The sequence below is a fragment of the Xaviernesmea rhizosphaerae genome (genome assembly GCF_001938945.1).
Classification (GTDB): domain Bacteria; phylum Pseudomonadota; class Alphaproteobacteria; order Rhizobiales; family Rhizobiaceae; genus Xaviernesmea; species Xaviernesmea rhizosphaerae.
The window spans coordinates 161,545-185,950 of the sequence record NZ_MKIO01000039.1 but is presented as its reverse complement, the minus strand read 5'-3'; the positions used below and the strand labels follow the sequence as shown (position 1 = coordinate 185,950).

Annotated in this window: 24 protein-coding genes and 1 tRNA gene; 15 read left to right on the top strand and 10 right to left on the bottom strand. The window is 63.5% G+C overall.

Going from position 1 to position 24,406, the window contains the following annotated elements; all coding sequences use genetic code 11:
* Positions 1 to 58 precede the first annotated feature (58 nt).
* Entirely contained in the window at positions 59 to 898 is an 840-nt protein-coding gene (locus BJF92_RS18955) for an SDR family NAD(P)-dependent oxidoreductase (RefSeq protein ID WP_075636300.1), read from the bottom strand.
* A 278-nt stretch (positions 899 to 1,176) separates the two neighbouring features.
* Between BJF92_RS18955 and BJF92_RS18950 the strand changes: the two genes are divergently transcribed.
* From BJF92_RS18950 to BJF92_RS18920, 7 genes are all read left to right on the top strand, one after another.
* Positions 1,177 to 1,683, top strand: coding sequence for a (2Fe-2S)-binding protein (locus BJF92_RS18950; protein ID WP_075636299.1), 507 nt, complete (start codon positions 1,177 to 1,179; stop codon positions 1,681 to 1,683).
* Positions 1,680 to 2,693, top strand: coding sequence for an FAD binding domain-containing protein (locus BJF92_RS18945; protein WP_075636298.1), 1,014 nt, complete (start codon positions 1,680 to 1,682; stop codon positions 2,691 to 2,693). Before BJF92_RS18950 ends, BJF92_RS18945 begins: the two co-directional genes overlap by 4 nt.
* Positions 2,694 to 2,715: 22 nt before the next feature.
* Complete coding sequence (locus tag BJF92_RS18940) at positions 2,716 to 4,989, top strand: xanthine dehydrogenase family protein molybdopterin-binding subunit (protein WP_075636297.1); 2,274 nt, start codon at positions 2,716 to 2,718, stop codon at positions 4,987 to 4,989.
* A 15-nt stretch (positions 4,990 to 5,004) separates the two neighbouring features.
* Complete coding sequence (locus BJF92_RS18935) at positions 5,005 to 6,177, top strand: catalase family protein (RefSeq protein WP_198931568.1); 1,173 nt, start codon at positions 5,005 to 5,007, stop codon at positions 6,175 to 6,177.
* 128 nt (positions 6,178 to 6,305) lie between these two features.
* Complete coding sequence (locus BJF92_RS18930) at positions 6,306 to 7,406, top strand: D-TA family PLP-dependent enzyme (RefSeq protein WP_075636414.1); 1,101 nt, start codon at positions 6,306 to 6,308, stop codon at positions 7,404 to 7,406.
* 104 nt (positions 7,407 to 7,510) lie between these two features.
* Complete coding sequence (locus BJF92_RS18925; RefSeq protein ID WP_075636295.1) at positions 7,511 to 7,699, top strand: hypothetical protein; 189 nt, start codon at positions 7,511 to 7,513, stop codon at positions 7,697 to 7,699.
* Positions 7,700 to 7,965: 266 nt separating this feature from the next.
* Positions 7,966 to 8,502 (top strand): hypothetical protein, encoded by a 537-nt coding sequence (locus tag BJF92_RS18920; RefSeq protein WP_075636294.1) that lies wholly within the window; start codon positions 7,966 to 7,968, stop codon positions 8,500 to 8,502.
* 170 nt (positions 8,503 to 8,672) lie between these two features.
* Here the strand turns inward: BJF92_RS18920 and BJF92_RS18915 are convergent, their stop codons facing one another.
* The 4 genes from BJF92_RS18915 to BJF92_RS18900 all read right to left on the bottom strand — a co-directional run bounded on the left by BJF92_RS18915 (position 8,673) and on the right by BJF92_RS18900 (position 11,980).
* On the bottom strand, positions 8,673 to 8,873 hold the full coding sequence (locus BJF92_RS18915) for a hypothetical protein (protein WP_075636293.1): 201 nt from the start codon (positions 8,871 to 8,873) through the stop codon (positions 8,673 to 8,675).
* Between the two features lie 549 nt (positions 8,874 to 9,422).
* Positions 9,423 to 9,499 (bottom strand) — tRNA-Met (locus BJF92_RS18910).
* Between the two features lie 192 nt (positions 9,500 to 9,691).
* On the bottom strand, positions 9,692 to 10,888 hold the full coding sequence (gene mnmA, locus BJF92_RS18905; RefSeq protein WP_075636292.1) for a tRNA 2-thiouridine(34) synthase MnmA: 1,197 nt from the start codon (positions 10,886 to 10,888) through the stop codon (positions 9,692 to 9,694).
* A 297-nt stretch (positions 10,889 to 11,185) separates the two neighbouring features.
* Complete coding sequence (locus BJF92_RS18900) at positions 11,186 to 11,980, bottom strand: helix-turn-helix transcriptional regulator (protein ID WP_078058252.1); 795 nt, start codon at positions 11,978 to 11,980, stop codon at positions 11,186 to 11,188.
* Positions 11,981 to 12,457: 477 nt separating this feature from the next.
* On the opposite strand from BJF92_RS18900, the gene sciP reads away from it, so the two are divergent.
* Positions 12,458 to 12,733, top strand: coding sequence for a CtrA inhibitor SciP (gene sciP / locus BJF92_RS18895; protein ID WP_075636290.1), 276 nt, complete (start codon positions 12,458 to 12,460; stop codon positions 12,731 to 12,733).
* A gap of 799 nt (positions 12,734 to 13,532) precedes the next feature.
* Here sciP and BJF92_RS18885 read toward each other — a convergent pair.
* Complete coding sequence (locus tag BJF92_RS18885; protein WP_075636288.1) at positions 13,533 to 13,883, bottom strand: flagellar export protein FliJ; 351 nt, start codon at positions 13,881 to 13,883, stop codon at positions 13,533 to 13,535.
* A 439-nt stretch (positions 13,884 to 14,322) separates the two neighbouring features.
* Between BJF92_RS18885 and ctrA the strand changes: the two genes are divergently transcribed.
* Positions 14,323 to 15,021, top strand: coding sequence for a response regulator transcription factor CtrA (gene ctrA, locus BJF92_RS18880; RefSeq protein WP_075636287.1), 699 nt, complete (start codon positions 14,323 to 14,325; stop codon positions 15,019 to 15,021).
* 591 nt (positions 15,022 to 15,612) lie between these two features.
* The gene (locus BJF92_RS18875) at positions 15,613 to 16,377 is read left to right on the top strand and encodes a sulfite exporter TauE/SafE family protein (protein WP_075636413.1); all 765 of its coding nucleotides are present in this window, start codon (positions 15,613 to 15,615) and stop codon (positions 16,375 to 16,377) included.
* A 65-nt stretch (positions 16,378 to 16,442) separates the two neighbouring features.
* On the opposite strand, the gene BJF92_RS18870 is transcribed toward BJF92_RS18875, so the two are convergent.
* Both BJF92_RS18870 and chpT read right to left on the bottom strand, forming a co-directional pair.
* Positions 16,443 to 16,805, bottom strand: a complete 363-nt coding sequence (locus tag BJF92_RS18870; RefSeq protein WP_075636286.1) for a response regulator — start codon at positions 16,803 to 16,805, stop codon at positions 16,443 to 16,445.
* 497 nt (positions 16,806 to 17,302) lie between these two features.
* A complete protein-coding gene (chpT, locus tag BJF92_RS18865) occupies positions 17,303 to 17,953 on the bottom strand; it encodes a histidine phosphotransferase ChpT (RefSeq protein ID WP_075636285.1) in 651 nt (216 codons plus the stop codon).
* 484 nt (positions 17,954 to 18,437) lie between these two features.
* Between chpT and BJF92_RS18860 the strand changes: the two genes are divergently transcribed.
* Positions 18,438 to 18,995 (top strand): DUF1134 domain-containing protein, encoded by a 558-nt coding sequence (locus BJF92_RS18860; protein ID WP_075636412.1) that lies wholly within the window; start codon positions 18,438 to 18,440, stop codon positions 18,993 to 18,995.
* A gap of 443 nt (positions 18,996 to 19,438) precedes the next feature.
* The gene (locus BJF92_RS18855) at positions 19,439 to 20,473 is read left to right on the top strand and encodes a hypothetical protein (RefSeq protein WP_075636284.1); all 1,035 of its coding nucleotides are present in this window, start codon (positions 19,439 to 19,441) and stop codon (positions 20,471 to 20,473) included.
* Positions 20,474 to 20,525: 52 nt separating this feature from the next.
* Here BJF92_RS18855 and BJF92_RS18850 read toward each other — a convergent pair whose 3' ends face one another.
* Both BJF92_RS18850 and BJF92_RS18845 read right to left on the bottom strand, forming a co-directional pair.
* The gene (locus BJF92_RS18850; protein WP_075636283.1) at positions 20,526 to 21,350 is read right to left on the bottom strand and encodes a TrmH family RNA methyltransferase; all 825 of its coding nucleotides are present in this window, start codon (positions 21,348 to 21,350) and stop codon (positions 20,526 to 20,528) included.
* 40 nt (positions 21,351 to 21,390) lie between these two features.
* Complete coding sequence (locus BJF92_RS18845; RefSeq protein WP_075636282.1) at positions 21,391 to 21,777, bottom strand: hypothetical protein; 387 nt, start codon at positions 21,775 to 21,777, stop codon at positions 21,391 to 21,393.
* A gap of 36 nt (positions 21,778 to 21,813) precedes the next feature.
* Here BJF92_RS18845 and BJF92_RS18840 point away from each other — a divergent pair, with 36 nt between their 5' ends.
* The 3 genes from BJF92_RS18840 (at position 21,814) to rpoH (ending at position 24,344) form a co-directional block, all read left to right on the top strand.
* Complete coding sequence (locus tag BJF92_RS18840) at positions 21,814 to 22,836, top strand: RluA family pseudouridine synthase (RefSeq protein WP_075636281.1); 1,023 nt, start codon at positions 21,814 to 21,816, stop codon at positions 22,834 to 22,836.
* Between the two features lie 122 nt (positions 22,837 to 22,958).
* Positions 22,959 to 23,219, top strand: a complete 261-nt coding sequence (locus tag BJF92_RS18835) for a DUF2171 domain-containing protein (protein WP_075636280.1) — start codon at positions 22,959 to 22,961, stop codon at positions 23,217 to 23,219.
* A 219-nt stretch (positions 23,220 to 23,438) separates the two neighbouring features.
* The gene (gene rpoH / locus BJF92_RS18830; protein WP_075636279.1) at positions 23,439 to 24,344 is read left to right on the top strand and encodes an RNA polymerase sigma factor RpoH; all 906 of its coding nucleotides are present in this window, start codon (positions 23,439 to 23,441) and stop codon (positions 24,342 to 24,344) included.
* Positions 24,345 to 24,406: the final 62 nt, after the last annotated feature.

The window sequence follows — 24,406 nt, the reverse complement described above, 5'->3', positions numbered from 1 at the left end:
GTTCCGAAAGAAGGATGCTTTCGGAAATTCCAGATTTTTCTATTTTAGCGCGCAATTATCAGCTGGCGGAGCCGGGTTCTGCCATTTTGCGGTGCTGGCTGGCCAGGAGACCCGATGGCGTCACATTGGCGATTGCCGATTGCAGCTTGTTCTTCCAGCCGCTGACCACATCGCCTTCGCCGGCCATCATCGCATCGAAACCGACGCGGGCGACCATGGCCGGATCGTCCTTCTTGCCTTGGCCGATGGCCGTGTCTTCCAGGTCCGCCCGCTCGAAGAAGGCGGTGTCGGTCGGGCCGGGCATCAGGCAGCTCACCGTCACGCCCGTGTCCTTCAACTCGTCGCGCAGCGCGAAGGAGAAGCTGTTGATGAAGGCTTTCGAGGCATTGTAGACCGCCTGGAAGCTGCCGGGCATGAAGCCGGCGATCGAGCCGGTGAAGAGGATGCGCCCCCGGCCGCGGGCCTGCATGGCCCCGGCGATGGGGTGAACGAGGGCGAGCGTGCCCATCACATTGGTTTCCACCACTCGGCGCACGGCCTCGAGATCCTGATCGACAAAGGCATGGCCGAGCCCGCGTCCGGCATTGGCCATCAGCAGCTCCACCGGCCGGTTATGGGCGGCAATTGCTTCCAGCAGGCCCTGAACGCCCTCCTGTGAGGCCAGATCGGTTTCGATCGGCTCCACCTGATGGCCATAGGCGCGCAGCCGCTCCGCCGCAGGGCGAATGGCGGGTTCATCGGCGACGATGATCAGATCATATCCGGCCTCGGCGGCGCATTTGGCCAGTTCGTAGCCGATGCCGGTGGAGGCGCCGGTGACCAGCGCCAGACCCTTGACGCCGGCGTCATGTGGCCTCGGGCCGCTTGCGCCCTTCTCGCGCAGATGGGTCTCGTCCATGAGAAAATTCCTTCTTTTCAGTCAGATAGCGCCAGCGGCCAGCGGTGGCCGGCAGGCTGCGGCACTGGGGCTGTCGCCCGCGCCTATCGTGGCTCGAACCGGTGCCGACGGGCGAAGTTCCGGCCGCGCCCGTGGGCGGGAGGACAAAAGCCGGCCGTACGGAAGGGAACAAAGGCCGTTCTCGGGAATTGCGGCCGCATGCACCGAAGGCCTGCCTTGAGAATGGCCTTCCGCGAGACCTGCGCCAGCCTCAAGCCATCTCACGACAAGGATCAGCCATGCCCAGCGCGCCCCCATCGCTTCAAACTGTGCCGGTGACCCTGCACATCAATGGCAAACGCCACGACCTCGACGTCGCCCCCTGGACCACTTTGCTCGACCTCCTGCGCGAGGAACTGAAGCTCACCGGCACGAAAAAGGGTTGCGACCATGGCCAGTGCGGCGCCTGTACGGTTCTGGTGGATGGCGTCAGGATCAATTCCTGCCTGTCTCTGGCGGTGATGCGAAACGGTGCCGAGATCACCACGATCGAGGGGCTGGGCACGCCGGAGCGCATGCATCCGATGCAGCGCGCCTTTGTCGAACATGATGCGCTGCAATGCGGCTATTGCACGCCGGGCCAGATCTGTTCGGCCGTGGGGCTGGTGGCGGAAGGCCATGCCGAGAGCCGCGCCGAGATCCGTGAGCTGATGAGCGGAAACCTCTGTCGCTGCGGCGCCTATACCAACATCGCCGATGCGGTGGAGGATGTCTTGAACCAGCAGCAGAAGGCGGCCGCGGAATGAAGCGCTTCGATTATCTCAAAGCCGGCTCTGTCGCCGAAGCCGTTTCGGCCCTTGCCGCCCATCCCAAGGCACGGCTGATCGCCGGCGGCACCAATCTGGTCGACCTGATGAAATATGATGTCGAGGCCCCCGGCCTGCTTGTCGACATCAATGGCCTCGACCTCAAGCGGATCGAGGAAAGCGAGAACGGCACGCGGATCGGCGCGCTCGTCACTAATAGCGATCTCGCCTACCATCCCGGGATCAACCGGCGCTTCCCCCTGCTGGCGAGCGCGCTGCTGGCCGGCGCCTCGCCGCAGCTGCGCAATGCCGCCACCGCCGGCGGCAATCTGAACCAGCGCACGCGCTGCTATTATTTCTACGACACCGCCACGCGCTGCAACAAGCGCCAGCCCGGCAGCGGCTGCGATGCAATCGGCGGCGTCACGCGCATTCACGCCATCCTCGGCGCCAGCGACAGCTGCATCGCCACGCACCCTTCGGATATGTGCGTGGCACTCGCCGCGCTCGATGCCGTGGTCGAGGTGGAGGGGCCGAACGGCCGGCGCGACATTCCCATTCTCGACTACCACCGCCTGCCCGGCGAAACGCCCGAGCGCGACAACACGCTATCCCCTGGCGAAATGGTTCTCGGTATCCGGCTGGAAGGCGAGGCCTCCCCGCGTCACCACACCTATCTGAAGCTGCGCGACCGGCTCTCCTATGCTTTCGCCCTCGTCTCCGCCGCCGTCGATCTCAAGATCGAGGACGGCGTGGTGCGCCGCGCCCGCGTGGCGCTGGGCGGCGTTGCCCACAAGCCCTGGCGCGATCTGGAGGCGGAAAGCCTGCTCGTTGGCCGCGTCCCCTCGGCAGACGCCACGGATGCCTTCATCGCGCGGCTGCTTTCGGGCGCGAAGGGCCAAGGCGGCAATGACTTCAAGATCACGCTGGCCGAGCGGGTGATCCGCCGGGCGCTGCGCCAGGCCGCGGCAGGCACGCCGCAGCTGCAGCACGAAAAAGCCATTGCCTGACGGACAAAGGGAGAAGCCAGTTATGCTGACGAACGAACGCCGCCAGGTCGGCCGCGCCGTCCCGCGCATCGAAGGTCCGTTGAAGGCCACCGGCCGGGCCGCCTATGCCGCCGAACATTCCGAACCCGGTCTGCTGCACGGTGCGGCGGTGCCCGCCACCATCGCCCGCGGCCGGATCCTCGAGATCGACAGTCGCGCCGCCAAGGTGGCCTTCCCCGGCATCGTTGCGATCTACACGCACGAGAACAGACCTGATGCTGCCTGGCTCGACCGCTCCTGGCAGGACGACACCGCCCCGCCCGGCCACACCTATCGCCCGCTGCAGAACGACCGCGTGCTGTTCGACGGCCAGCCGGTCGCCTTCGTGGTGGCCGACAGTTTCGAGAATGCGCGCGACGCCGCCGCGCTGATCAAGGTCATCTACGAACGGGATGTCCCGGAAACCGACCTCTCCGCCAAGCTCGCAGAACGCTACGAGCCGCCGAAAAAGCGCAATGGCATTTCCCCGCCGCCCGAGCCGCGCGGAAAGCCCGAACAGGCCTTTGACGAGGCACATGTCACGATCTCGGCGGATTACTTCATCGAGAACGAACATCATAATCCGATGGAGCTTTTCGCCACCACGGTGCTCTATGGCGAGGATGGCAGCCTCACGGTCTACGACAAGACTCAAGGGTCGCAGAATGCGCAGAAATTCGTCTGCAATGTCTTCAGCCTGAAGCAGGATAAGGTCACCGTCATCAATGCCTATGTCGGTGGCGCCTTCGGCTCCGGCCTGCGGCCGCGCCACCAGCTGTTCCTCGCCGTCATGGCCAGCCTCGACCTCAAGCGCTCGGTCCGCTTCGAGATGTCGCGCCGGGATATGTTCTATCTGAGCTACCGCCCGGCCATGCACCAGACCGTCTCGCTGGCCGCCGATGCCGAGGGCCGGCTGACCGCCGTGATGCACGATACGGTGCAGGCGACCTCGCGCTACGAGGATTATCAGGAGGTGGTGGTCAACTGGTCGGGCCTTGCCTATCGCTGCGATAACGTCAAGCTAACTTACGGGCTGGCCAAGCTCGACGCGGCTACGCCGGGTGACATGCGCGCTCCGGGGGCGGCCTCGGGCCTGTTCGCGCTCGAATCGGCCATGGACGAGCTGTCCTATGCCGCGGGTCTTGATCCGCTGGAGCTGCGCCGGCGCAATTTCGTCCATTTCGACCAGAACGAAAACAAGCAGCTGACCAGCAAGGCGCTAAGGGCCTGCTACCGCGAAGGTGCGGCCCGCTTTGGCTGGGAGCGGCGCAAGCCCGCTCCGCGGGCGATGCGCGAAGGGCATGAGCTGATCGGCTGGGGCATGGCGACCGGCATCTGGGAAGCACAGCTGCAATCGGCCAAGGCGCGGGTTCGCCTCAGCGCCAATGGGCAGGTGATCGTTCAGGCCGCAGCCAGCGATATCGGCACCGGCACCTACACCATCCTCGCCCAGATCGCCGCCGAAGCGCTGGACGTGCTGGTAGAAGAAGTGAGCGTGCAGATCGGCCAGTCGGATCTTCCCGAGACCAGCGTCGAGGGCGGTTCCTGGACCGCGGCCTCCTCCGGCTCGGCGGTCGATGCGGCCTGCCTCGCCATCCGCCAGCGTCTGCTCGATCTCGCGCAGAAGGACAAGGCTTCGCCGCTGAAGGAGGCGACCGTCGAGGAGGTGGTCATTCGCGGCGGCCATCTGCGTCTGGATGTGGACCCCAAAGCCTCAGTGGCCATTTCGGAGCTGATGGCGCGCGCCGGCGAGACGGCGATCGAGGAAGAGGGCGAGGTCGGCCCCGATGCCAAGCAGATGAAGAAATTCGCCAGCTACACCCATTCCGCCTGTTTCGTGGAGGTGCGGGTGGATGAGGAGCTCGGCCTTGTCCGCGTCACCCGCGTCGTCAGCGCGGTGGCGGCCGGCCGCATTCTCAACCCCAAGACCGCGCGCAGCCAGATCCTGGGCGGCGTGGTGATGGGCCTGGGCATGTCCCTGCATGAGGAAAGCATGATCGACCACCGTTCGGGCCGGATCATGAACCACAATCTGGCGGAATATCACGTTCCCGCCCATGCCGACATCCATGATATCGACGTCCATTTCGTCCAGGAATTCGACAACAAGGCCAGCCCGATCGGCGTGAAGGGCCTGGGCGAAATCGGCATTTGCGGCGTGGCGGCCGCGGTGGCCAATGCGATTTTCCACGCGACGGGCATCCGCATCCGCCACCTGCCGATCACCATCGACAAGATCCTGGCGGGCGACAAGACACCAACCGACCGCGCTGCCTGAACCGGAGACATGACCATGACCCCTTCCCTGCCGGATCGCCTGCAGCGCTACCGCGACGATCTCGAGGTGATCGAGAAGGACGAGCCGGAGACGGCGCGCGCCCTCGCCGAGACAATGATGTCGATCGCCTACAAGACCTATGAGGATGGCGGCCACGCCATCCGCACCGTGCATGCCAAGAGCCATGGCCTGCTGGAGGCCGAAGTGGAGGTCTATCCCGATCTGCCGGCGCCGCTGGCCCAGGGCATCTTCGCCCGGCCGGGCCGCTACCGGGCGATCGTCAGGCTGTCGACCACGCCGGGCGACATCCTGCATGACAGCGTCTCGACCCCGCGCGGCTTCGCGTTGAAGATCCTCGATGTCGAGGGCGAGCGGCTGAACCCGGAAGAGGACAGCCGCTCGCAGGACTTCGTCATGGCCAATGGCAAACAGTTCAACGCGCCGAGCGCCAAGGCCTTTCTGAAGAACCTCAAGCTGCTGGCCGCCACCACCGACCGGGCGGAAGGGCTGAAGCAGACCTTCTCCAAGGTGCTGCGCGGCGTCGAGGGGCTGGTGGAGAAACTCGGCGGCGAGAGCGCGGCACTCAAAGCTCTGGGGGGTCAGCCGGAAACCCATATTCTCGGCGAGAGCTTCTTCGGCCAGCTGCCCATGCGCTATGGCGATTATGTCGCCAAGCTCGCCATCGTCCCCGTCTCGCCGGAATTGACGGCGCTGACCGGCACCCATCTGGAATTGGATGACGACAAGGACGCGCTGCGCCATGCGGTGGAGGAATTCTTCCGCATGAATGGCGGCACATGGGAGCTCCGTGTGCAGCTGTGCACCGATGCCGAGCGCATGCCGATCGAGGATGCCTCCGCCGCCTGGAGCGAGGAGGAAAGCCCCTTTATTCCCGTGGCCCGCATCCATGCCGAGCCGCAGACGGCCTGGAGCGAGGAAAAGGCGCTTTCGATCGATGACGGTATGAGCTTCCGCCCGTTCAACGGTCTTTCCGCGCACCGGCCGCTTGGCAGCATGATGCGCATGCGCAAGCTCGCCTATCGCCGCTCGGCCGGCTTCCGATCCGAGCGCAACGAGCCGGGCATCGATGAGCTGTCGAAAACGGGCGAGGCGCTGCATCCCGACGTGGCCCGCCGCGTGACCACGCCGTCCCAGGCGCCGATCGCGGCCGGCGGCGTGGCACGCTGAGCAGCGCCCGCCGCTTTTGACAGGCAAAGGACCATGACGTAAGCCTGCGGGCCGGCACCGGACAGGGTGCCGGCTTTTTCATGCCGCGCGCCGCCGTGAAGGCTGCGGGCCTCTCGGAGACCGATGACATGGACCATTCCCCCTTCCGCGTTTCCGCCCGCCCCGGCGACCGCATTGCCGAACTCTCCACCCCGCGCCCGATCATCGACGAGACCCGGCTGGCGGCGAACATCGAGCGGGCCCAGCGCTATTTCGACGAACACGGCATCGCCTTCCGCCCGCATATCAAGACCCACAAGATCCCGGCTCTAGCGCGTGCCCAGGTCGAGGCCGGAGCCAGGGGCATCAATTGCCAGAAGATCACGGAAGCCGAGGTCTTCGCCGAGGCCGGCTTTGACGACATCCTCATCACCTTCAACATCATAGGCGACGAGAAGATCGCGCGACTGAAGGCCCTGAACGACCGGATTTCGGCGCTGAAGGTCACCGCCGACAGCGCCGAGACGGTCAAGGGCCTGGCGGATGCCTTCACGGCAGAGCGGCCGCTGGCGGTGATGGTGGAATGCGACACGGGCGCCGGGCGCTGCGGCGTACAGACGCCCGAAGCCGCCGCCGAGCTCGCCGCGCTGATCGCCTCGCAGCCGTCCCTGCGCTTTGCCGGGCTGATGACCTATCCCCGCCCCGCGGGCCACGAGGCGGTGCAAGCCTTTTTCACCCGGGCGCTCGTGCTTCTGGCACAGGCCGGCATCGATTGCCCCGTCGTCAGCAGCGGCGGCTCGCCCTCGCTGTTCGAGGCGCATCTCGCCCCTGTCGTCACCGAGCATCGCGCCGGCACCTATATCTATAACGACCGCTCGCTGATCCGTGCCGGCCATTGCAGCCAGGGCGATTGCGCCATGCATATCCTCGCCACTGTCGTCTCCCGCCCGACGGCCGACCGCGCGGTGATCGATGCCGGCTCCAAGGCCCTGACCTCGGACCTGCTGGGCTTTGCCGATCATGGCCTGGTCATCGGCTATCCCGAAGCGGTGATCACGGGCCTGTCGGAGGAACACGGCGTCATCGATCTCTCGGCCTGCGGCGCCGAGCGGCCCCGGATCGGGCAGAAGCTGCTGATCGTTCCCAACCACACCTGCGTCATTTCCAATCTCTTCGACGAGATGGTGTTTCACCGCGATGGCGTGGTCACCCGGGTGGAGCCGGTCGCCGCGCGCGGACTGGTGTGGTAAAGCCAGCGCGCAAGGCGTGACATCCGGCCGACGATCGCGCCGGAACAGCCGCGGAACAAATGGTTAAGATCCACGTTTTCCCGCAAACTTCGGGAGACTGAGCCATGTCCATCCGCAGCCTGTTCTTCATCGCCAGCTATTGCGTCGTCACCCTCGCCTTTATCGGCCTAGCCCACCTGACGGCACAGCATTCCGGCAGCACCCTGTCCATGAGTGCCGTTGAGCTTCCCAAGACCGAGCGCCTTCTGCCCGGCGGCACCCAGAACGGCTTCCTCATGGAACGCTTCGGCTGATCGCCCTCACTGCGTCAGCCTCCGTCGAGAGGCCTCCGCATCAACAGACTTTCTGCGCTTCTTTAGCTTCGACCATGGTTTGAAGGAGGCAAGCGCGGGTTGTCCGCAGGCCAAGCCATTGCTGGGCCCGATATCCTTCGTTTCGCGCGTCGACATCGCGCTCCTTCGCCGGCGTTCTATCTGGCACGACTCTTGCAAAATAAACTTCACAAGACCCTGGCAGTTGAGACGCAGAGCGGAAACGTGATGACGAAAGGGCAGACAGGATGCAGGAGATTGTTTTTGCCGCGCGCGACGCCCAGCCATCGGCCGATGGCCGCAGTTGGCAATTCCGGATCAGGGATGATGAAGGCGCGCTTTTCGTTCTGAACGTTCCGCGTCAGGCGGAAGACGGATCCGAAGAGTTCAGGCTGTTCTATGAGCCCGCGCAGGCCCATCACGGCTTTGCCACCTGGCCGCAACAGCAGGCTTCTGCGCAATCCCCGCCATCAGCAGCCCCGCTCGATCAGCGTCATCTGGACGCGTTCGTCGCCATGGCCTTGATGGCGCAAGAGAACACCGCGCAATACGCATCGGCAGAGAACGATACGAGCGATCCCTCGGCGCAGTCCATCGCGCTGGTCACAACCGCCGAGCTTCCACGCCTTGGCGCCCTCCTACCCTTGCCTCAGAATGACAATATCCTGGATGACGGGTCGGTAGACGCTGAATCGCTGGATGAAGCCGCTGCCGGCGTCGATGCCCTCATCCTTGCCATGCTGGAGGCCGAATGGCTGAGGCTTCACGCCTTACCCATCCGTTAGCCATGGCAAAAGCCTGACGGCGCATGGCGGCAAAGACCACCCGTTGCAGGCGCAGGCCTATCATCATAACGAGGGATACGACGTGACGCGCAATTTTTGCCAGGCGAAAAGGAGCGGTCGCCTCGCGGAGCTGCGTCCCGTCTTCATGAGGCCGGATCGAGAACGGAAGGTTAGAGGATCGATTTGACCGCATAGGCGACGCCGACCCAGAGGGCGGCGGAAACAGTCATGGCGCCGACCAGCGACTTGGCGCGGGTCGAAGGCGCCAGACGCGTGCCCTTCTGGCCCTTTGCCGTCTCCAGGCGCGGAATATGTGCGCCGGGAACCGTGCTCCAATGCGCATTTTCGATCGTGGTGCTCTGCATGGTCATTTCTGCTCCTCCATGAGGATTGATGCCTCCACATCCTATCCTCAACAAACAAACCTTCAGTTGAGACTTTCACTCAAATTTTACCGATCGGACGATTGAAAGCCTTCTCCCGAAATCCTCCTGCAGTCATTGAGACAGAAATCACTCATACGCGCAAGGGTAGCCGGTAAACCTAAGGAGGCCCCGAACGCGGCTAAACGTTTCAATCACAGTTTTGTGATCATTAAAATGACATGATGGGAAAGGCAGCAAGTGCAAGTGCTAATGCCTAGGGCATAATCCCGGCGTGCGCAAATTTTATGCGTATAGAAATGAAGACGCGCCGCATCTCATGTGCTTCGACCTGGGCCGGTCGGAAGAAGGCTGGGCGTGGACGCGAATCAGCGTCACGCCGTCTCGATCGACGCCCAAGGCAAAAACACGCTCAGGTCGCACAAGGCCGGAAAGCGACACGGACATCGTGGAGTTTCCTGAGAGGCGACATTCCGCAGGAAGGGCGGAGCCTTCTGCGCGCGCAACCATTTTCCAGAATTGGACGATCCAATGAAATGGTAGCGGAGGAGGGATTTGAACCCCCGACACAAGGATTATGATTCCTCTGCTCTGACCACCTGAGCTACTCCGCCGCCGGACGTTCGCAAGGCCGTTGGCCACCGCGTCTCCGTCAGTGGGGCGGCTTATAAGTCGCGCCTCCCCGGACTGTCAAGCAAGGCCGGAGCAAAAAATTTCCGGCCCGATGTCTTTCGCCGGACAGGCGATGTTTTCCACAGGCCCATCAACGACTTGCGCCATGGAGGCGCGCATCCGCGTGACAGACCTCAGGCGACGGCGGCCTGCTGCAGCAGATCCTGCAGCGCGGCTTCCGCCGCCGGCTCGCGTTCGGACCGCAGGATGAAGCCACCGCCATAAACACGGGCATTCTCGCCGATGCCGGAATAGAGCGCGCAGGCCTGGCCGGGTGCCACGCCGGCCTCGCCATCCTCCAGTTCCACGCGAATGCCCGTCTCGTCGGCATAGAGCATCGCAGGGGCCGGCGCGCGCGTGGAGCGAACCTTGGCGAAACAGGCGAAGCCACGCGCCGCCACCTCAGCAAGGGGACCGTCGCCCAGCCAGTTGACATCGCGCAGGTGCAGGCGGCGCGTGGCGAGCGCTTCCTTGGGGCCGACGATGACGCGGCGCGACCGGGCATCGAGATGAACGACATAGAGCGGCTCGCCGGTCGCCACCCCGATTCCGCGGCGCTGGCCGATGGTGTAATGCAGAATGCCTTCGTGGCGGCCGAGCACGCGCCCGTCGAGATGCACGACCTCGCCGGCCAGCGCCGCATTCGGCTTCAGCTTCGAGACGATATCGCTGTATTTGCCCTGGGGCACGAAACAGATGTCCTGGCTGTCCGCCTTCTTGGCAACCACCAGGCCCATCTCCTCTGCCAGCTGACGGGTTTCCGCCTTGGTCAGATGCCCGAGGGGAAAGCGCAGATAGTCGATCTGCTCCTGCGTGGTGGCAAACAGGAAATAGCTCTGGTCGCGGTCGGAATCGGCCGGACGATAAAGCGCGCGCCGCCCAGGCGCGCCCGGCTGCGGATGAGGCCTGGAGCGGATATAGTGCCCCGTGGCCAGCGCATCGGCGCCAAGGTCACGGGCGGTCGCCAGGAGATCGGCGAACTTAACCGTCTGGTTGCAGGCAACACAGGGAATCGGCGTTTCACCGGCCACATAGCTTTCGGCGAAAGGATTGATCACGGTTTCGCGGAAGCGCTGTTCGTAATCCAGCACGTAATGGGGAATGCCCAGCGTTTCGCAGACACGGCGGGCATCGTCGATATCCTGCCCGGCGCAGCAGGAGCCGGCCCGGTGGACGGCTGCCCCGTGGTCGTAGAGCTGCAGCGTGATGCCGACGACGTCATAGCCTTCGCGCGCGAGCAGGCCTGCGACGACGGAGCTGTCCACCCCGCCCGACATGGCCACCACCACCCGGGTATCCTCGGGCCTGCGATCAAAATCCAAACTATTCACCAGAAAATCTTCCGCTTCTGCAGGCAGGGCCTCGTGACAAAGGCCATCAAGATCTCAGGCCGATGTGAACAGGTGTCCTGCCCTTCGGCACGTCGGGCGCGGCCATGGCCTGCCGTTCCCATGCAAAACAACGGGCAGGATGAAGAGCTAAACGCCATCCGCCGCCATCGCGCGGGAGGCGTTCTCCATCGTCTGCCGCAGGCTGCCTGACCGGCAGGCCGCCCCGCCTACATATAGACGTCGATCCCGATGCAAACAAGAAGACAGCGGCAGCACGGGTGCCCACGAAAAAGCGGCTTAGATCAGCTTGAGCCGCATGGCCCGGGCAATCGCCTGCATGCGGTTGACGGAATCGAGCTTGCGGGTGGCCGTCTTGAAATAGCTGCTGACGGTATAGGCTGAAATGCCGAGAATGACCGCGATCTCGTCGCTGCTCTTGCCGGCGGCGGCCCAGCGCAGACACTCGATCTCCCGGGTCGAGAGCTTTTCCCGGGGTGAGAGACCATTCTCCATCGACCGGCAGAGCCGATCGAACAGATGCAGCAGGATGAAGTGCAGCCAGGCCGCGTCGCCCTCGACCGGCTCCGGCCGGTCTCCCGAGAGGGTGATCAAAAAGAGCTCGCCGTCGATCGTGCTGAAAAGGACGCCGTAGGTCAGCGCGGACAGGTTTGTCCCCTCCCCGTCTTCGACAGCGTCGGCGACAGCGAGATTCAAGAGCGCATCCGATGCGCCGAACGTCGGCAGCTTGCTTTGGCGCAGCCGCTCCACCAGCTTGCTGGTGGCGAAAACGCCGGCCTTATCATAGCGCTGGACAAGCTCGGACGGCCAGTTGGACAAGAGCAGACGCTCGGAAAAGCGCTGCTCCTCGCCAAAGGGGAGCCGCGCGATCATGAAATGGCTGAAGCCGAACTCCGTCATCACGCGGCGCATCAGGCGCAGCACGTCATATTCGGTCGTGACCGCCGGATCCCTGGCAGCCGCTAGCAGCTCGACAAACATCGCCTCCCGCTGCGCCTCTTCCTCTGTCTTATCCATTTGGCACCGGACTTCATCAACTCCACGCTTCCAGGCCGGAAGCCATTCATCACGCATGCTGGAAGAGCCGCGGACGCTTGACGCACCAGCATTTGATAAGGCGCTCACCACCCGAAGGCGCAAGGCATTGTCAAAAAACGGCCCCCAAACCCGGACGCCTTCATGAGACTGGCAGACTCGAAACTGCTCCGATGGATCATGCACGGGAAAATGCCGGACCCCGCTCAGTCGTTTACGAATCCTGCATGAGCAGGCTCGAACCAGCCACAAGATTCAGCAAAAACCGTAACCTCAAATTGAAAATAATAGATTTTTAACCGCAAATTCCCCAAATGGTAGATACCATAGTTTAAAGGGCAAGGAAAGAATATAAATCAAGAGTTCGAATTATGCACGCCTGACGGGATGACATCGATATGACATTCCCTGAGATGGGTGACATCTGAATAAATTGGACGTGATGAGTTTAGGCAAATCTTAAATCTGCGGCGCTAGCGTGACCTCATATTGGTCTTGATGTGTGTAGAGAGTACAATGACCGAATTAATGCGTCCTCGCGTTAAATATGTCATCGGCCCCGATGGCAGCCCTTTGACGATCGCTGACTTGCCGCCGGCCAATACGCGCCGATGGGTCATCCGTCGCAAAGCCGAGGTGGTCGCTGCCGTGCGCGGCGGGCTTTTGAGCCTCGAAGAAGCGTGCGAACGCTATACGCTGACGGTTGAGGAGTTCCTCTCCTGGCAGTCCTCGATCAATGATCACGGCCTTGCAGGGCTGCGTACCACGCGCATTCAGCAATATCGTCACTGACATACGGCATGCCCGGCATGGATGACGCCGGCATCTGAAGGTGCCGGTGATCGAAGTTCTGTGTCTGGCACATCCCACAGCCTGACCTGGTCTATCCTTGTCTAGGCATTGCCCAGCCGCCCACATGAGGGCGGCGCGCTCCGCCATGCCTTGCGGAAGAACGACGAGCCTGCGCAACGCTACCCCTATCGATGGAGACACAAGACTGCCGGATAGAGGACCGCCCGTCGGCCTCAGCATTGGCGCGCGCGCCTGCCGAGAGCAGCTCGCGCAAAACGGGTCACAGATCCCGCGGTCACGTCATGCGGCAAAACAAGGACTGACGGCGCGGGAAGCGACGCGCTTTCAAGCATCGGACCGAGAAGCGGGAACCGGTTTTCGCAAACATCCAATGCCAGAACAAAAACCAGAGCATCGGACGACAGATGATGTCCCCTCCGATGATTTAGAACGCTTTCCGATCTGAATGAATCCGATCGGATTATGCTTCAGAGCGCGATCATCTGGATCGGGCTCGATCCTCACCCTGCCCTCCCCTTCTGCGCCAGAGGCGCCGCGGTTTCCGGCGCGGGGCTGCCGGTCTCCGGCCAGCGCCTCGGTGCGATCTGGAACGCGACCGATGCGCGGGCGCGCAAAAGCCGGCCGGCGCAAAGGCACCAGCCGGCAGAAACTTTCAAGCCATGACCAAGACCTCCGCGACCGGGACGGGCGCGAAGCGACGCGGCATCACAATGCGAGCCGGCGCAGAATTTGCGCAGCGCGAATCGATTTCAACGCGCGTTGCGGACGAATCGGAAGGTCAGGCGCGGGCACGCGCGGAACCGTCTCTCTCCTCCAATGCGGATGCCCTGGCAAACTCGGCCTTGACCTCCTCGAGTGCAAGCTCCGCCGCATCCTGCTGAACCTTCAGCTCCCGAATGGAGACATGAAGATTTTCGGCCCGCTGGCGCGCAGCCTTGGCAAAGGTCGGGTAAGCGAAATGTGCGGGATCACTGATCCCGGACTTCTTTTCTTCAAAGGCGATCTGCTGTTCCAGCTCCTTTGACATGCGGTCGAACTCAGCCATCATCATTTGTAGCTGGCTCAACTGCCTCTGCTTCTCCTTGACCTGAAATTCCTTCAGCCGGACAAGGCTCTCGCGTGACTTCATACGCAATACTCCCATGATGCGAGACCGCGGTTACTACCCCACCCGCACGACACGACCGTCATGGTCTGCCGTTGTGACCGGAAGAAATCTTTAACGATTGGCCTCCGGCGGTAACCTTTCATTTACGGGCATGGTTAATCCTAGGGGCGAGGTTTTAAGGCCCGGTAAATGGCGTCGACGATTTTTCGCGAAGAGCACTTTTGTCGAGTCGATAGAGTCGGATAACGCGGTTTTCTCACACGTGTGAGAAGCTTCGTTATTATTTATTAATCAAAGAAAACAGGATGATGCCACCAAGCGTTCACATTTTCTGCCCACCTTGCCAGAAGGAATCAGAATTTGTTAACCATTTGCTGGCAACCTCCAAATCAGGCAACGACTGGATCCGTATCGCGTCGGGAAGCCTCACTACCTTTCGGCGGCGGAAAAGGGGACAATAATGCGGGTTCTTCTCATCGAGGACGATAGCGCGACGGCACAGAGCATCGAACTGATGCTCAAGTCCGAGAGCTTCAACGTTTATACGACCGACCTGGGCGAAGAAGGCGTCGACCTCGGCAAGCTTTACGATTACGACATCATCCTTCTCGACCTGAATCTGCCCGACATGTCCGGCTACGAGGTGCTGCGCACGCTGCGCCTGTCCAAGGTCAAGACGCCGATCCTGATTCTCTCCGGCATGGCCGGCATCGAGGACAAGGTGCGCGGCCTGGGCTTCGGCGCGGATGACTACATGACCAAGCCCTTCCACAAGGACGAGCTCGTGGCCCGCATCCACGCCATCGTCCGCCGCTCGAAGGGTCATGCCCAGTCGGTCATCGCCACGGGCGAGCTGGTGGTCAACCTGGACGCAAAGACCGTGGAAGTCGGCGGCCAGCGTGTGCACCTGACCGGCAAGGAATATCAGATGCTCGAGCTGCTCTCGCTGCGCAAGGGCACGACGCTGACCAAGGAAATGTTCCTGAACCACCTCTATGGCGGCATGGACGAACCCGAACTGAAGATCATCGACGTCTTCATCTGCAAGCTGCGCAAGAAGCTGGCCAATGCCGCCGGCGGCGCAAACTACATCGAAACCGTCTGGGGCCGTGGCTATGTTCTGCGCGAACCCGATGGCGACATGGCCGAGAGCGCTTGAGCCGATGATCAGGCGGGCGGCCTGAGCCGCCCTCCCCCGCCGACAGCATTCCCCGCAGACTGATCAGCCCGCCCTAGCCCGGCGGGTTTTTTCTGTCCGACGACCGGATTGTTCCGAATCGGGATCGGCGATGGCAAAGCCCGCTCACGGCACCACCGGACGTTACGCGCGCCATTCCGGTCCGCTCCTGCGCTCGACCCATTCCGAAGCCCTGTGCCCTCCCATTTTCTGCCCTGAGAGCGTGCCAGATCCACGAATTCCATACCGCCCAATGCCCTGGACTTTTGCTCCTGCATCGGATTTTCCAAAAACCGGCAGCCGCTTTCCTGTTCAGCACCCCGGCAAAAGCCGATATCGTTCTTCTTTTGTTCATGAGAACATAGCAGTCTTTCCGGATTTGGCAATCGCCTTTTTCGCCTCGGCTGCGGAGCACCCGGGGGTTCGGGTGCGCCTTTTTGGGAGCAGTCACTGAATGCGCTCTGCCTTGACAGGGCGCGACCGGCAGGGCTGATGCGCGTCTTGTCGCGGCGCCATACCGGCTGCGCCGATAGCGGCCTGAAACGGGCCATCGCACCATCCTGGCCACGTCTCATGATCGAACAGTTCCTGACCGTCCATCCGTTGTCCCAAATCGGCTTTCTGGCCCTGGCGGCGCTGGTGGGCGGACTGGCGCGCGGCTTTTCCGGATTTGGCGGCGCCTTGATCTTCGTGCCCGTCGCCAGCCGGCTTGCCGGACCGCAGATCGCGGCACCCCTGCTTCTGACGATCGACGGGCTTTTGACACTCGGCATGCTGCCGAACGGGTGGCGCAAGGCGGATCGGGGCGAAGTGGCGACGCTGCTCGTTGGGGCGCTGGCCGGCGTGCCGGCCGGCACGCTCTTGCTGCGCCATGCGCCGACGCTGACGCTGCGTTGGATCATCTGCGCGATCGTCGCAGCACTTCTGGTTTTGCTGATCTCGGGTTGGCGCTATCACGGCAAGCCGCGCCCTCACCTCGGCGTGACCACCGGCCTTGTCGCCGGCCTGTTCGGCGGCGTCGCCCAACTTTCAGGGCCGCCCGTGGTGGCCTATTGGCTCGGCGGCGCGATTGCCGCGGCGCAGGTTCGCGCCAATCTCGTCGTTTATTTTGCGCTGTCCACGCTGCTCACCGCCACGTCCTATCTGTGGAGCGGGCTGCTGACCGGCGAGGTACTCCTGCTGTCGCTGGCCGTCGGGCCGGCCTATGGGCTCGGCCTTTTTGCCGGAGCCCGACTTTTCGGCCTGGCGGATGAAGGAACCTTCCGCCGCATCTGCCTTGGGCTGATCGCCTGCGCCGCCGTCATCGGCCTGCCCTGGCTGGATCATCTTCTCGGTTGAGCCGGCCGGGGATCGCAGACCGGGGATCGCAGACCGGGGATCACAGAGCAAGGATCGCCGCCGTTTCAGGCGGCGGCGGCGAGGCTACCGAAAACGCTGGTCAGAATCTTGCGGTCGAAGGGCTTGAGCAGGAAATCGTCGGCGCCGGCGCGCTTGCCGGCCATCATCTTCCGCAGGTCGGCTTCCACGACGCAATAAAAGATGCGCACCGATTTGCCGTTCGGCAGATGGCGCAGATTGGAAATCAGCTGCAGGGCGCCATCCAGCGCGGCATCGACGATAATGATATTCGGCAGTTCCGCCTCGCAGCGCGAGAGGGCTTCGAGGCCGTTGCTGGCCTCGGCCACGACAAAGCCCATGCCACCGAGAATCCGCTTGCCCACCTTGCGAACGACATCGGACTCGTCGGCGATCATCAAACGCTGCATAGCTTCCTCTCCTGCGTGGATTCATCCTGGGCGTGGCCTTGCCCCGGAGCAAGAAGATTAGCCAAATCAGGCAAATAAGAGGTTACTTGTGCGATCAAATTCTCGGGATGGATCAAAAGCCCGTGTCCTGCCGTCAAAACGACGCGCAATCGCCGGCAACGCAAAAAGCGGAAGGGACGCCTGCCCTCCCGCTTCCTCGTCTGTGCGTCTGTGCCCAAGCTCCGGGAGCTTGGGCTTTGCGGCCCTCACAGTCTGTCCAATAATCGCCGTTAGAGCATCGGACCGAAAAGTGGGAACCGGTTTTCGGAAAAATCCGATGCAAAAACAAAAAATTGGAACATCAGACTGCGTGCGATTTTCAGTCTGATGCTCCAGCCGCCTGCAAACTGCAAATTGCAATTTCTGCGCTTCCGGTGCTCACGGACCTTAAGTACGCTCCGCTCCGGTTCTCGAAATCACCATTTTCGTCAGACCAACAGCAATTCTTGAACAGACTGTCAGGCTGCTTGCGCCATGCGCGCGGTGAAGATGATTTCCTCGCCGGTCGAGCGCACGTCGATCTCCATGCCGGCCTCGTCGGCCAAGAGGACGGTGTAATAGGGCTGGATGGTGTGGGCATCGATCGCCTCTTCCAGCGAGCCGGAAAGAAGCTCTACCAGCTTCGGCGGCACGCGCATCATCCGGCCCTTGGCCGTCAGCGTGAATTCCGCATCATATTCCGGATTGTCGAGAACGATATCGAGCGAGCCGCCGCGCGGGATCGCGCCATAGGCGATCAGGAAGAGGTTGAGCAGGAGCTTGACGCGGTTCTTGGCGATGATCACGCGCGGACCGGTCCAGCTGATCTCCGTCTTCTTCTCGACGGCGGCGAAGTCGCGCGCGGCCTTTTCGGCCTCGCCCGTGTCGATCGACGCGCCGACGGAGCCGGAGGCGCCGAAGGCAAGCCGGGCAAATTTCAGCCGCACCGAAGCATTGAGCGCGCTGGCCCGGATCAGCTCCATCGCGTCGGCATCGGCGCCGCCTTCATCGAGAAGCTCCAGGCCGTTGTTGATCGCGCCAACAGGGGAAATGATGTCGTGGCACACCCGGCTGCACAGGAGCGCGGCCAGATCGGGACCCGTCAGCGTCAGATTGGGATTCTTGGGCATGGTTTCTTCCTTGATAAGGCGTCAGCCCCCGGGCGGCTCGGCCCGTCATCGCTGATCGCAAAGTCTGCGGCTGCTCTCCAGGCGGGACGCAGGGCGCCCCAGGGGCCATGCGACATGCAGGCATCGTTGTTGTCCGGCAGATAGGCCACATCGCCTGTCGGCACCCGTGCCCGGGCGCGAAAGGCAGGTTTCATGCGGCATGAACACCGGCAGGCCGCCATGCGCCTCCTGCCAGCGGATCATGCGCTTTGCCGCTTAGCCGTTCCTGCGACCATAAAGACACCATATTTGGTAAACCGATTGTTAAGCAGCGCCCGTCAAATTGCGCAGAACGCGCCTGGTCTGAGATGGTAACGGTTTTCGCCGTCGCGCCGGCTGGCCCCGGCGCCCGCACGGCCGTCACGGCCGGCGCCGTTTATGGAGGATGTCAATGCCCTCGTTTTTCGCTTTCGCCCGGCTGAAGCTTCCTTCGGCCGTTTCCTGCATGATCGCGCCAGTCTTCATCGCGCTTGTCTTCGCTTTCGGCCTGCCGCAAAAGGCCGCCGCGCAATCGTCCGGCAGCCAATACAGCCTGCAGGAGATCGTCGATGCCGGCCACGGCTTCTTCGGCTCGGCATCGGGTGGCCTCGCCAAGGTGGTCGAGCGCGCCTTCCAGAGCTACGGCCTGCCGAATGGCTATATTCTCGGCCAGGAAGGCTCCGGCGCCTTCGTTGCAGGCCTCACCTATGGCGAAGGCAAGCTCAACACCAAGAATGCCGGTCAGCACAATGTCTTCTGGCAGGGCCCCTCGCTCGGCCTGGATGCCGGCGGCCAGGGCAGCCGCATCATGATGCTGGTCTATAACCTGCCATCGGTTCCCGCCCTCTACAAGCGCTATGGTGGCGTGTCCGGCTCGGCCTATGTGGTGGCCGGCGTCGGCATGACCGTGCTGACCGACGACAATGTCGTGCTGGTGCCGATCCGCACCGGTGTCGGCGCGCGCCTGGGCATCAATGTCGGCTATCTCAAGATGACCGAACAGCCGACCTGGAACCCCTTCTGATCGAGCCAGTTGAACGGCCGGCTGACGCGAAGCCCTTGCGCTGCATCCGCTCCGCATGGAAAGAAGCGACGACGGGTCATACCAAGGCTCGCTGATAGGAACCCATAGGACCGTCTTCCCGTCGTTTCCGGCTAGGAGAGGTCCGAAGAGCGATGCCATCGCATCGGTCGAGGGCGTCGACACCGCCGGAAGCGTCAGGAAGACGGCCGGAGGTGGCACAGGCTTGACCGCTGGAGTTGTTGCATCGCTTGGACGATGCGGCAGCATCGCCCTGAGCACCGCGCCGAGCCAGCGATCAAGCCTGTGCCATCCTATGGGTTCCTATCAGCGAGCCTTGGTATTAATCCTTGCAGAGCACCCTTAGGCTGAACGGGCATGGCCCTCAGCCTGCGACCAGGCCGCCGCCGGACGAGGCTCTGGCGCGGATCAGGAGAACGACGCGGTTGATCGAATATGCCCTTCTCTTCGCGCTCGGCTTTCTGACTGCCGCGCTCCTCTGCCTGCTCGTGGCGCCGCTGATCCAGCGCCGCATCGTCTATTTCGCGGAAAAGCGGCTGACCGCGACCATGCCGATCTCGCCGCAGGAGGTGCGCGCCCAGAAGGATGCCGTGCGCGCCGAACATGCCGCGGAAGCCGCCCGCCTCTCCTTTGCAGTGCGCCGTGAACGCGAGCGGGCAACGGCCGAGATGCTCAAGACCGCCGAGGTGGAAAAGGCGCTCTTCGAGGCGCGGGAACGGCAGGCGGCGCTCGAAACGGACATTGCCGGGATGAAGACGACGATCGAGACGCTGGAATCCGAACTCGACGCCGCCCGCCAGGAGATCGAGGCCCTGCGTCCTGTGGAGGCACCGGCGCAAACCGAGCCGGCGCAGGCGGGCGACACGGCAGCCGAAGAGACGCCCAATGCTGGCCCGACGCCCGAGGACGAGCAGCAGCGCCTGCGCCAGGAGGCCCGCGCGCGCGCTGAAGCCCTGCGCCGGCAAGCGGAGGATGCCGAAGCTGCGGATGGCCATGACGTGCCCGCATCGGAGCCGGCAGCGCGGACCGCGGAGATCGCGGCCGATGCCGACAGGCTTGCCGATCTCAAGGCGCGGCTCAATGCCTTCGCCCCCTTGCGCCTGCCGGCATCCCGGCAGCCTCAGACCTTGCATGCCGAGGAACAGACGGTCACGGACACCGTCCAGTCCCCGCCGCAGGAGCCACATTCATCTCAGGCCGTGGCGCCCTCGACGGAGGAGATCGATCATTTCGTGGAAAGGCTGATGGCGGCCGATCCCGATGAGGATGATGGCCTTCGGCTCGACCTGGCGGCGCTCGCCGCCCGCAGCGTGGCCGGGACAGCCGCGCGCGAGGGCGAGGCCTCGCCCATTCCGGGCCTGATCGGCAAGGAGACCCTCAGGCTGCGGCAGGACCGCGAGAGCCTCGCCGACCGGATCAAGATTCTGCTGGAAACCGACGAACGGCCGCGTCCGGCGTGACGCCATCACATCATCGGACCGATCAGCAGGAAGCGGCCTTTGGCCCGACACTCTAACCGACCAGCCCGTTGACCGTGGCGATCCGATGCAGCGCGATAGCTGCGGCGGTGGCCACGTTGAGGCTGTCGAGACCCGGCGCCTGGGCGATGCGGGCCGTGTCGATCGCGGCCATGATCGCGTCGGGCAGGCCCTCCCCCTCGGTGCCGACGAGCAGCGCGGTGCGGGGTGCCGGCGGGATGGCATCGAGCGCCACGCGCCCGCGCGGCGACAGGCCCCAGAGTGCGTAGCCCTCGGCAATCAGCGCGCCGATCACGGTCTCGATCGACCCCTCCCGCGCGAAGGGCACGGTCAGCACCGCGCCGACCGACACCCGGATCGATTTGCGGTAGGTGGGGTCGCAGGCGGTGCGGTCCATGACCACGGCGCCGGCGCCAAAGGCGGCGGCATTGCGAAACAGCGCGCCCATATTGTCGTGATTCGACAGGCCGCAGGCCGCCAGCACCAGCGGCGGCGCGGTGGCGAGCAGGTCCTTGAGACCCGGCGCTTCGGCGCGGCGGCCGATCGCCAGCACGCCGCGATGCATGTCGAAGCCGGCAATGGCGTTGAACACGGCGGGCTCGGCGACATAGACCGGAACATCTGAGGGGAAGCACGCAAGGATCTCGGCCACGCCCGCCAGCCGGCTGCGCAGGATCAGGATTGCTTCTGCGTGAAAACCGCGCGCCTGCGCATGCGCTGCCGCCAGCATGCGCAGCACCACTGTGCCCTCGGCAATGAAGCGGCCCTCGCGCCCGGTCATGTCCCGCTCGCGGATCGACCGGAAGGCGGCGATCCGGGGATCGTCGGCATCGGCGATGTCGATCGGATTGAAGGTCATGGCGGCTCAGGGTTCTGGAGGGTGGCAGGCCATCAAGCCCTCAGGGCGCGATGCGGACGGTGGCGAGGATGCGGCCGGCGGCATAATCGAACACGATCGCCTGGCGGGTGCCCGCGCCGTCACGGCCGTAAAACAGGATCTGCCGGCCCGAGAGCGCCACCTGATCGATGGCGAAGCCTGCCGGAAGGGCGGCCACCGCCTCGACCGGCACGCCGGCGGGAATGGCCGCGGCGTCGAGGTTCTCAACAGGCGCGCCGGCCGGCGGCCGGGTGACCTTGTAGACAATCGCGCCCAGCACCGCCATAAACATCACCATCATGATGCCGCCCGAGACGAGCTGAAGACGCATCATCTTCCGGCGCACGCTTTCCATGGCCGGATCGAGCGGCTTGTCTTCCTGTTCGTCCTGTTCCTGCTGAAGCGACATCAGGCGCCCTTTTCTGTTCTTGGATTTTCTGCAGCGATGATCGACCCCTTTAACGAAGCCTCGGCAAAGAAGAAAGTGGTGAAGGCGGAAGAGACGGCCTCGGGCCGCATGGACGCCTTCCTCGCCGACGCGCTCGATGGGGCGCTCTCGCGCAACCGCATCAAGAGTCTGATCGAGGAGGGCGCTGTCCACGTCAACGGCAAGCCCGTGACCGAGCCGAAGCGCAAGGTCGCCCCCGGCGATCTCTTCGAGATTGTCCTGCCGGAGCCGGAGGATGCGGAGCCCGCGCCGGAAGACATTCCCCTGGATGTGCTGCATGAGGATGCCGACGTGATCGTTCTGGTCAAGCCGGCGGGGCTGGTGGTGCATCCCGGCGCCGGCAACTGGAGCGGAACGCTGGTCAACGCGCTGATCCATCATTGCGGCGAGAGCCTTTCCGGCATTGGCGGCGTGCGCCGTCCCGGCATCGTCCACCGGCTGGACAAGGATACGAGCGGGGTGATGGTGGTGGCCAAGAACGACCTCGCCCACCGCCATCTCTCCGCGCAATTCGCCGATCATGGCCGCAACGGCCCGCTGGAGCGCGCCTACCAGGCGATCGTCTGGGGCCGTCCGCGCAGCCTGAAGGGCACGATCGATGCGCCGCTCGGCCGCGCCGCCGACCGGGTGAAGCGCGCGGTCAAGCGCGAGGATGCCGACGACGCGCGCGAGGCGATCACCCATTATACGGTGGTGGAGCGCTATCACGAAAAGCCGGATGCCACCGCGCTCGCCTCCATGGTGGAATGCCGGCTGGAAACCGGGCGCACCCACCAGATCCGCGTGCACATGGCCCATATCGGCCATCCGCTGATCGGCGACCCCGATTATGGCGCCGCCTTCCGCACCAAGGCCAACCGCCTGCCCGAGCGGGCACAGGAGGTGGTGCTCGGCTTTCACCGCCAGGCGCTGCATGCCTTCCTGCTGGGCTTCGAACATCCCTCAAGCGGCGAGACCATGACCTTCGAGGCGCCGATGCCGGAGGATATGCGCGCCCTTGCGCTCGCGCTGGCGGAATAGGCGCGCGCAAGCTGCAGGAAAAAGGGAAAATTCCCGCGTGGCTTTCTGCATCTTTTTATCCGATGGGGCGTTTGTCGATGAGCCGGGCATAACCGGTCCATCAACAAGCAGGGAGAAACCCCATGATCAACGCCTCCGAAATTCGCGAACATGCTGAAGTGATCGGCGCCGATGGCATGCATGTCGGCACGGTCGACCGTGTCGAAGGCAACCGGATCAAGCTGACCAAGAAGGACAGCGGCTCGGAGCATGACGGGCATCATCACTTCATTCCGCTCGATCTCGTCGAGAGCGTCGATGACAATCGCGTGCGCCTGTCGCGCTCGTCCGGCGATGCGCTGGGCGCGGAGCAGGAACAGGACGGGTCGTCGATCCGCCACTGACGCCGCAGACGGAAAATTGGTCCTGCGCCTTGAACTGGCGCTCAAAGGCCCGATCTATGGCGAAATTGCACGAAAAGGGACTGGTGGCGCTTGGCGCCGCCGGCCCTTGAACCGTGTCTGCGCCATACCTATCTTGAGATCCGTGCGGTTTGATAAAACGCATGAATGCCTGGCGGCCTTGTGTCTGGCGCCGGCATTGCCGAGAAAAGGGGGTGCTTCATGGCCCGGAATACCTTGCCCACCATTGCCGCCGGCGAAGGCGGCCTGAACCGTTACCTCGACGAAATCCGCCGGTTTCCGATGCTGGAACCGCAGCAGGAATATATGCTGGCCAAGCGTTACCACGAGCATGGTGACCTGAAGGCCGCCCACGAACTCGTCACCAGCCATCTGCGTCTCGTCGCCAAGATCGCGATGGGCTATCGCGGCTATGGCCTGCCGATCGGCGAAGTGGTGTCCGAGGGCAATGTCGGCCTGATGCAGGCCGTGAAGAAATTCGACCCCGAGCGCGGCTTCCGCCTGGCCACCTATGCCATGTGGTGGATCAAGGCCTCGATCCAGGAATATATCCTGCGGTCCTGGTCGCTGGTGAAGATGGGCACGACCGCCAATCAGAAGCGGCTGTTCTTCAATCTGCGCCGCCTCAAGGGCAAGCTGCAGGCGCTCGACGAGGGCGACCTGAAGCCCGATCAGGTCAAGCAGATCGCCAAGACGCTCAACGTCTCCGAAGACGAAGTCATGTCGATGAACCAGCGCCTGTCCGGCGACGCCTCGCTCAATGCGCCGATCAAGGCGGCAGAAGGCGATAGCGGCCAATGGCAGGACTGGCTGGTGGACGAGCATGACAGCCAGGAGACCATGTTGATCGAGCAGGACGAACTGGAAGATCGCCGTTCGCTGCTCTCGGGCGCCATGAAGACGCTCAACGACCGCGAGCGCCGCATCTTTGAAGCCCGCCGCCTCTCGGAAGATCCGGTGACGCTGGAGGAACTCTCCAGCGAATTCGAGATCAGCCGCGAACGCGTGCGCCAGATCGAAGTGCGCGCCTTCGAAAAGGTTCAGGATGCCGTGCGCAAGGCCGCGTCCGACCGCGAAAAGGCGCTGCGCGTCGTTGAAGAGGCCTGATCGGCCAGAGAGCGTCGCATTTTTTTGGAAGACCGGAGCCCGCTTTTTGGGTCCATGCGATA

Excerpts from the sequence above, each read along its gene's own strand:
- BJF92_RS18955 (WP_075636300.1), bottom strand. The coding sequence starts at position 898 with ATGGACGAGACCCATCTGCGCGAGAAGGGCGCAAGCGGCCCGAGGCCA.
- BJF92_RS18950 (WP_075636299.1), top strand. The coding sequence starts at position 1,177 with ATGCCCAGCGCGCCCCCATCGCTTCAAACTGTGCCGGTGACCCTGCAC.
- BJF92_RS18945 (WP_075636298.1), top strand. The coding sequence starts at position 1,680 with ATGAAGCGCTTCGATTATCTCAAAGCCGGCTCTGTCGCCGAAGCCGTT.
- BJF92_RS18940 (WP_075636297.1), top strand. The coding sequence starts at position 2,716 with ATGCTGACGAACGAACGCCGCCAGGTCGGCCGCGCCGTCCCGCGCATC.
- BJF92_RS18935 (WP_198931568.1), top strand. The coding sequence starts at position 5,005 with ATGACCCCTTCCCTGCCGGATCGCCTGCAGCGCTACCGCGACGATCTC.
- BJF92_RS18930 (WP_075636414.1), top strand. The coding sequence starts at position 6,306 with ATGGACCATTCCCCCTTCCGCGTTTCCGCCCGCCCCGGCGACCGCATT.
- BJF92_RS18925 (WP_075636295.1), top strand. The coding sequence starts at position 7,511 with ATGTCCATCCGCAGCCTGTTCTTCATCGCCAGCTATTGCGTCGTCACC.
- BJF92_RS18920 (WP_075636294.1), top strand. The coding sequence starts at position 7,966 with ATGCAGGAGATTGTTTTTGCCGCGCGCGACGCCCAGCCATCGGCCGAT.
- BJF92_RS18915 (WP_075636293.1), bottom strand. The coding sequence starts at position 8,873 with ATGACCATGCAGAGCACCACGATCGAAAATGCGCATTGGAGCACGGTT.
- BJF92_RS18900 (WP_078058252.1), bottom strand. The coding sequence starts at position 11,980 with ATGCGTGATGAATGGCTTCCGGCCTGGAAGCGTGGAGTTGATGAAGTC.
- sciP (WP_075636290.1), top strand. The coding sequence starts at position 12,458 with ATGACCGAATTAATGCGTCCTCGCGTTAAATATGTCATCGGCCCCGAT.
- BJF92_RS18885 (WP_075636288.1), bottom strand. The coding sequence starts at position 13,883 with ATGAAGTCACGCGAGAGCCTTGTCCGGCTGAAGGAATTTCAGGTCAAG.
- ctrA (WP_075636287.1), top strand. The coding sequence starts at position 14,323 with ATGCGGGTTCTTCTCATCGAGGACGATAGCGCGACGGCACAGAGCATC.
- BJF92_RS18875 (WP_075636413.1), top strand. The coding sequence starts at position 15,613 with ATGATCGAACAGTTCCTGACCGTCCATCCGTTGTCCCAAATCGGCTTT.
- BJF92_RS18870 (WP_075636286.1), bottom strand. The coding sequence starts at position 16,805 with ATGCAGCGTTTGATGATCGCCGACGAGTCCGATGTCGTTCGCAAGGTG.
- chpT (WP_075636285.1), bottom strand. The coding sequence starts at position 17,953 with ATGCCCAAGAATCCCAATCTGACGCTGACGGGTCCCGATCTGGCCGCG.
- BJF92_RS18860 (WP_075636412.1), top strand. The coding sequence starts at position 18,438 with ATGATCGCGCCAGTCTTCATCGCGCTTGTCTTCGCTTTCGGCCTGCCG.
- BJF92_RS18850 (WP_075636283.1), bottom strand. The coding sequence starts at position 21,350 with ATGACCTTCAATCCGATCGACATCGCCGATGCCGACGATCCCCGGATC.
- BJF92_RS18845 (WP_075636282.1), bottom strand. The coding sequence starts at position 21,777 with ATGTCGCTTCAGCAGGAACAGGACGAACAGGAAGACAAGCCGCTCGAT.
- BJF92_RS18840 (WP_075636281.1), top strand. The coding sequence starts at position 21,814 with ATGATCGACCCCTTTAACGAAGCCTCGGCAAAGAAGAAAGTGGTGAAG.
- BJF92_RS18835 (WP_075636280.1), top strand. The coding sequence starts at position 22,959 with ATGATCAACGCCTCCGAAATTCGCGAACATGCTGAAGTGATCGGCGCC.
- rpoH (WP_075636279.1), top strand. The coding sequence starts at position 23,439 with ATGGCCCGGAATACCTTGCCCACCATTGCCGCCGGCGAAGGCGGCCTG.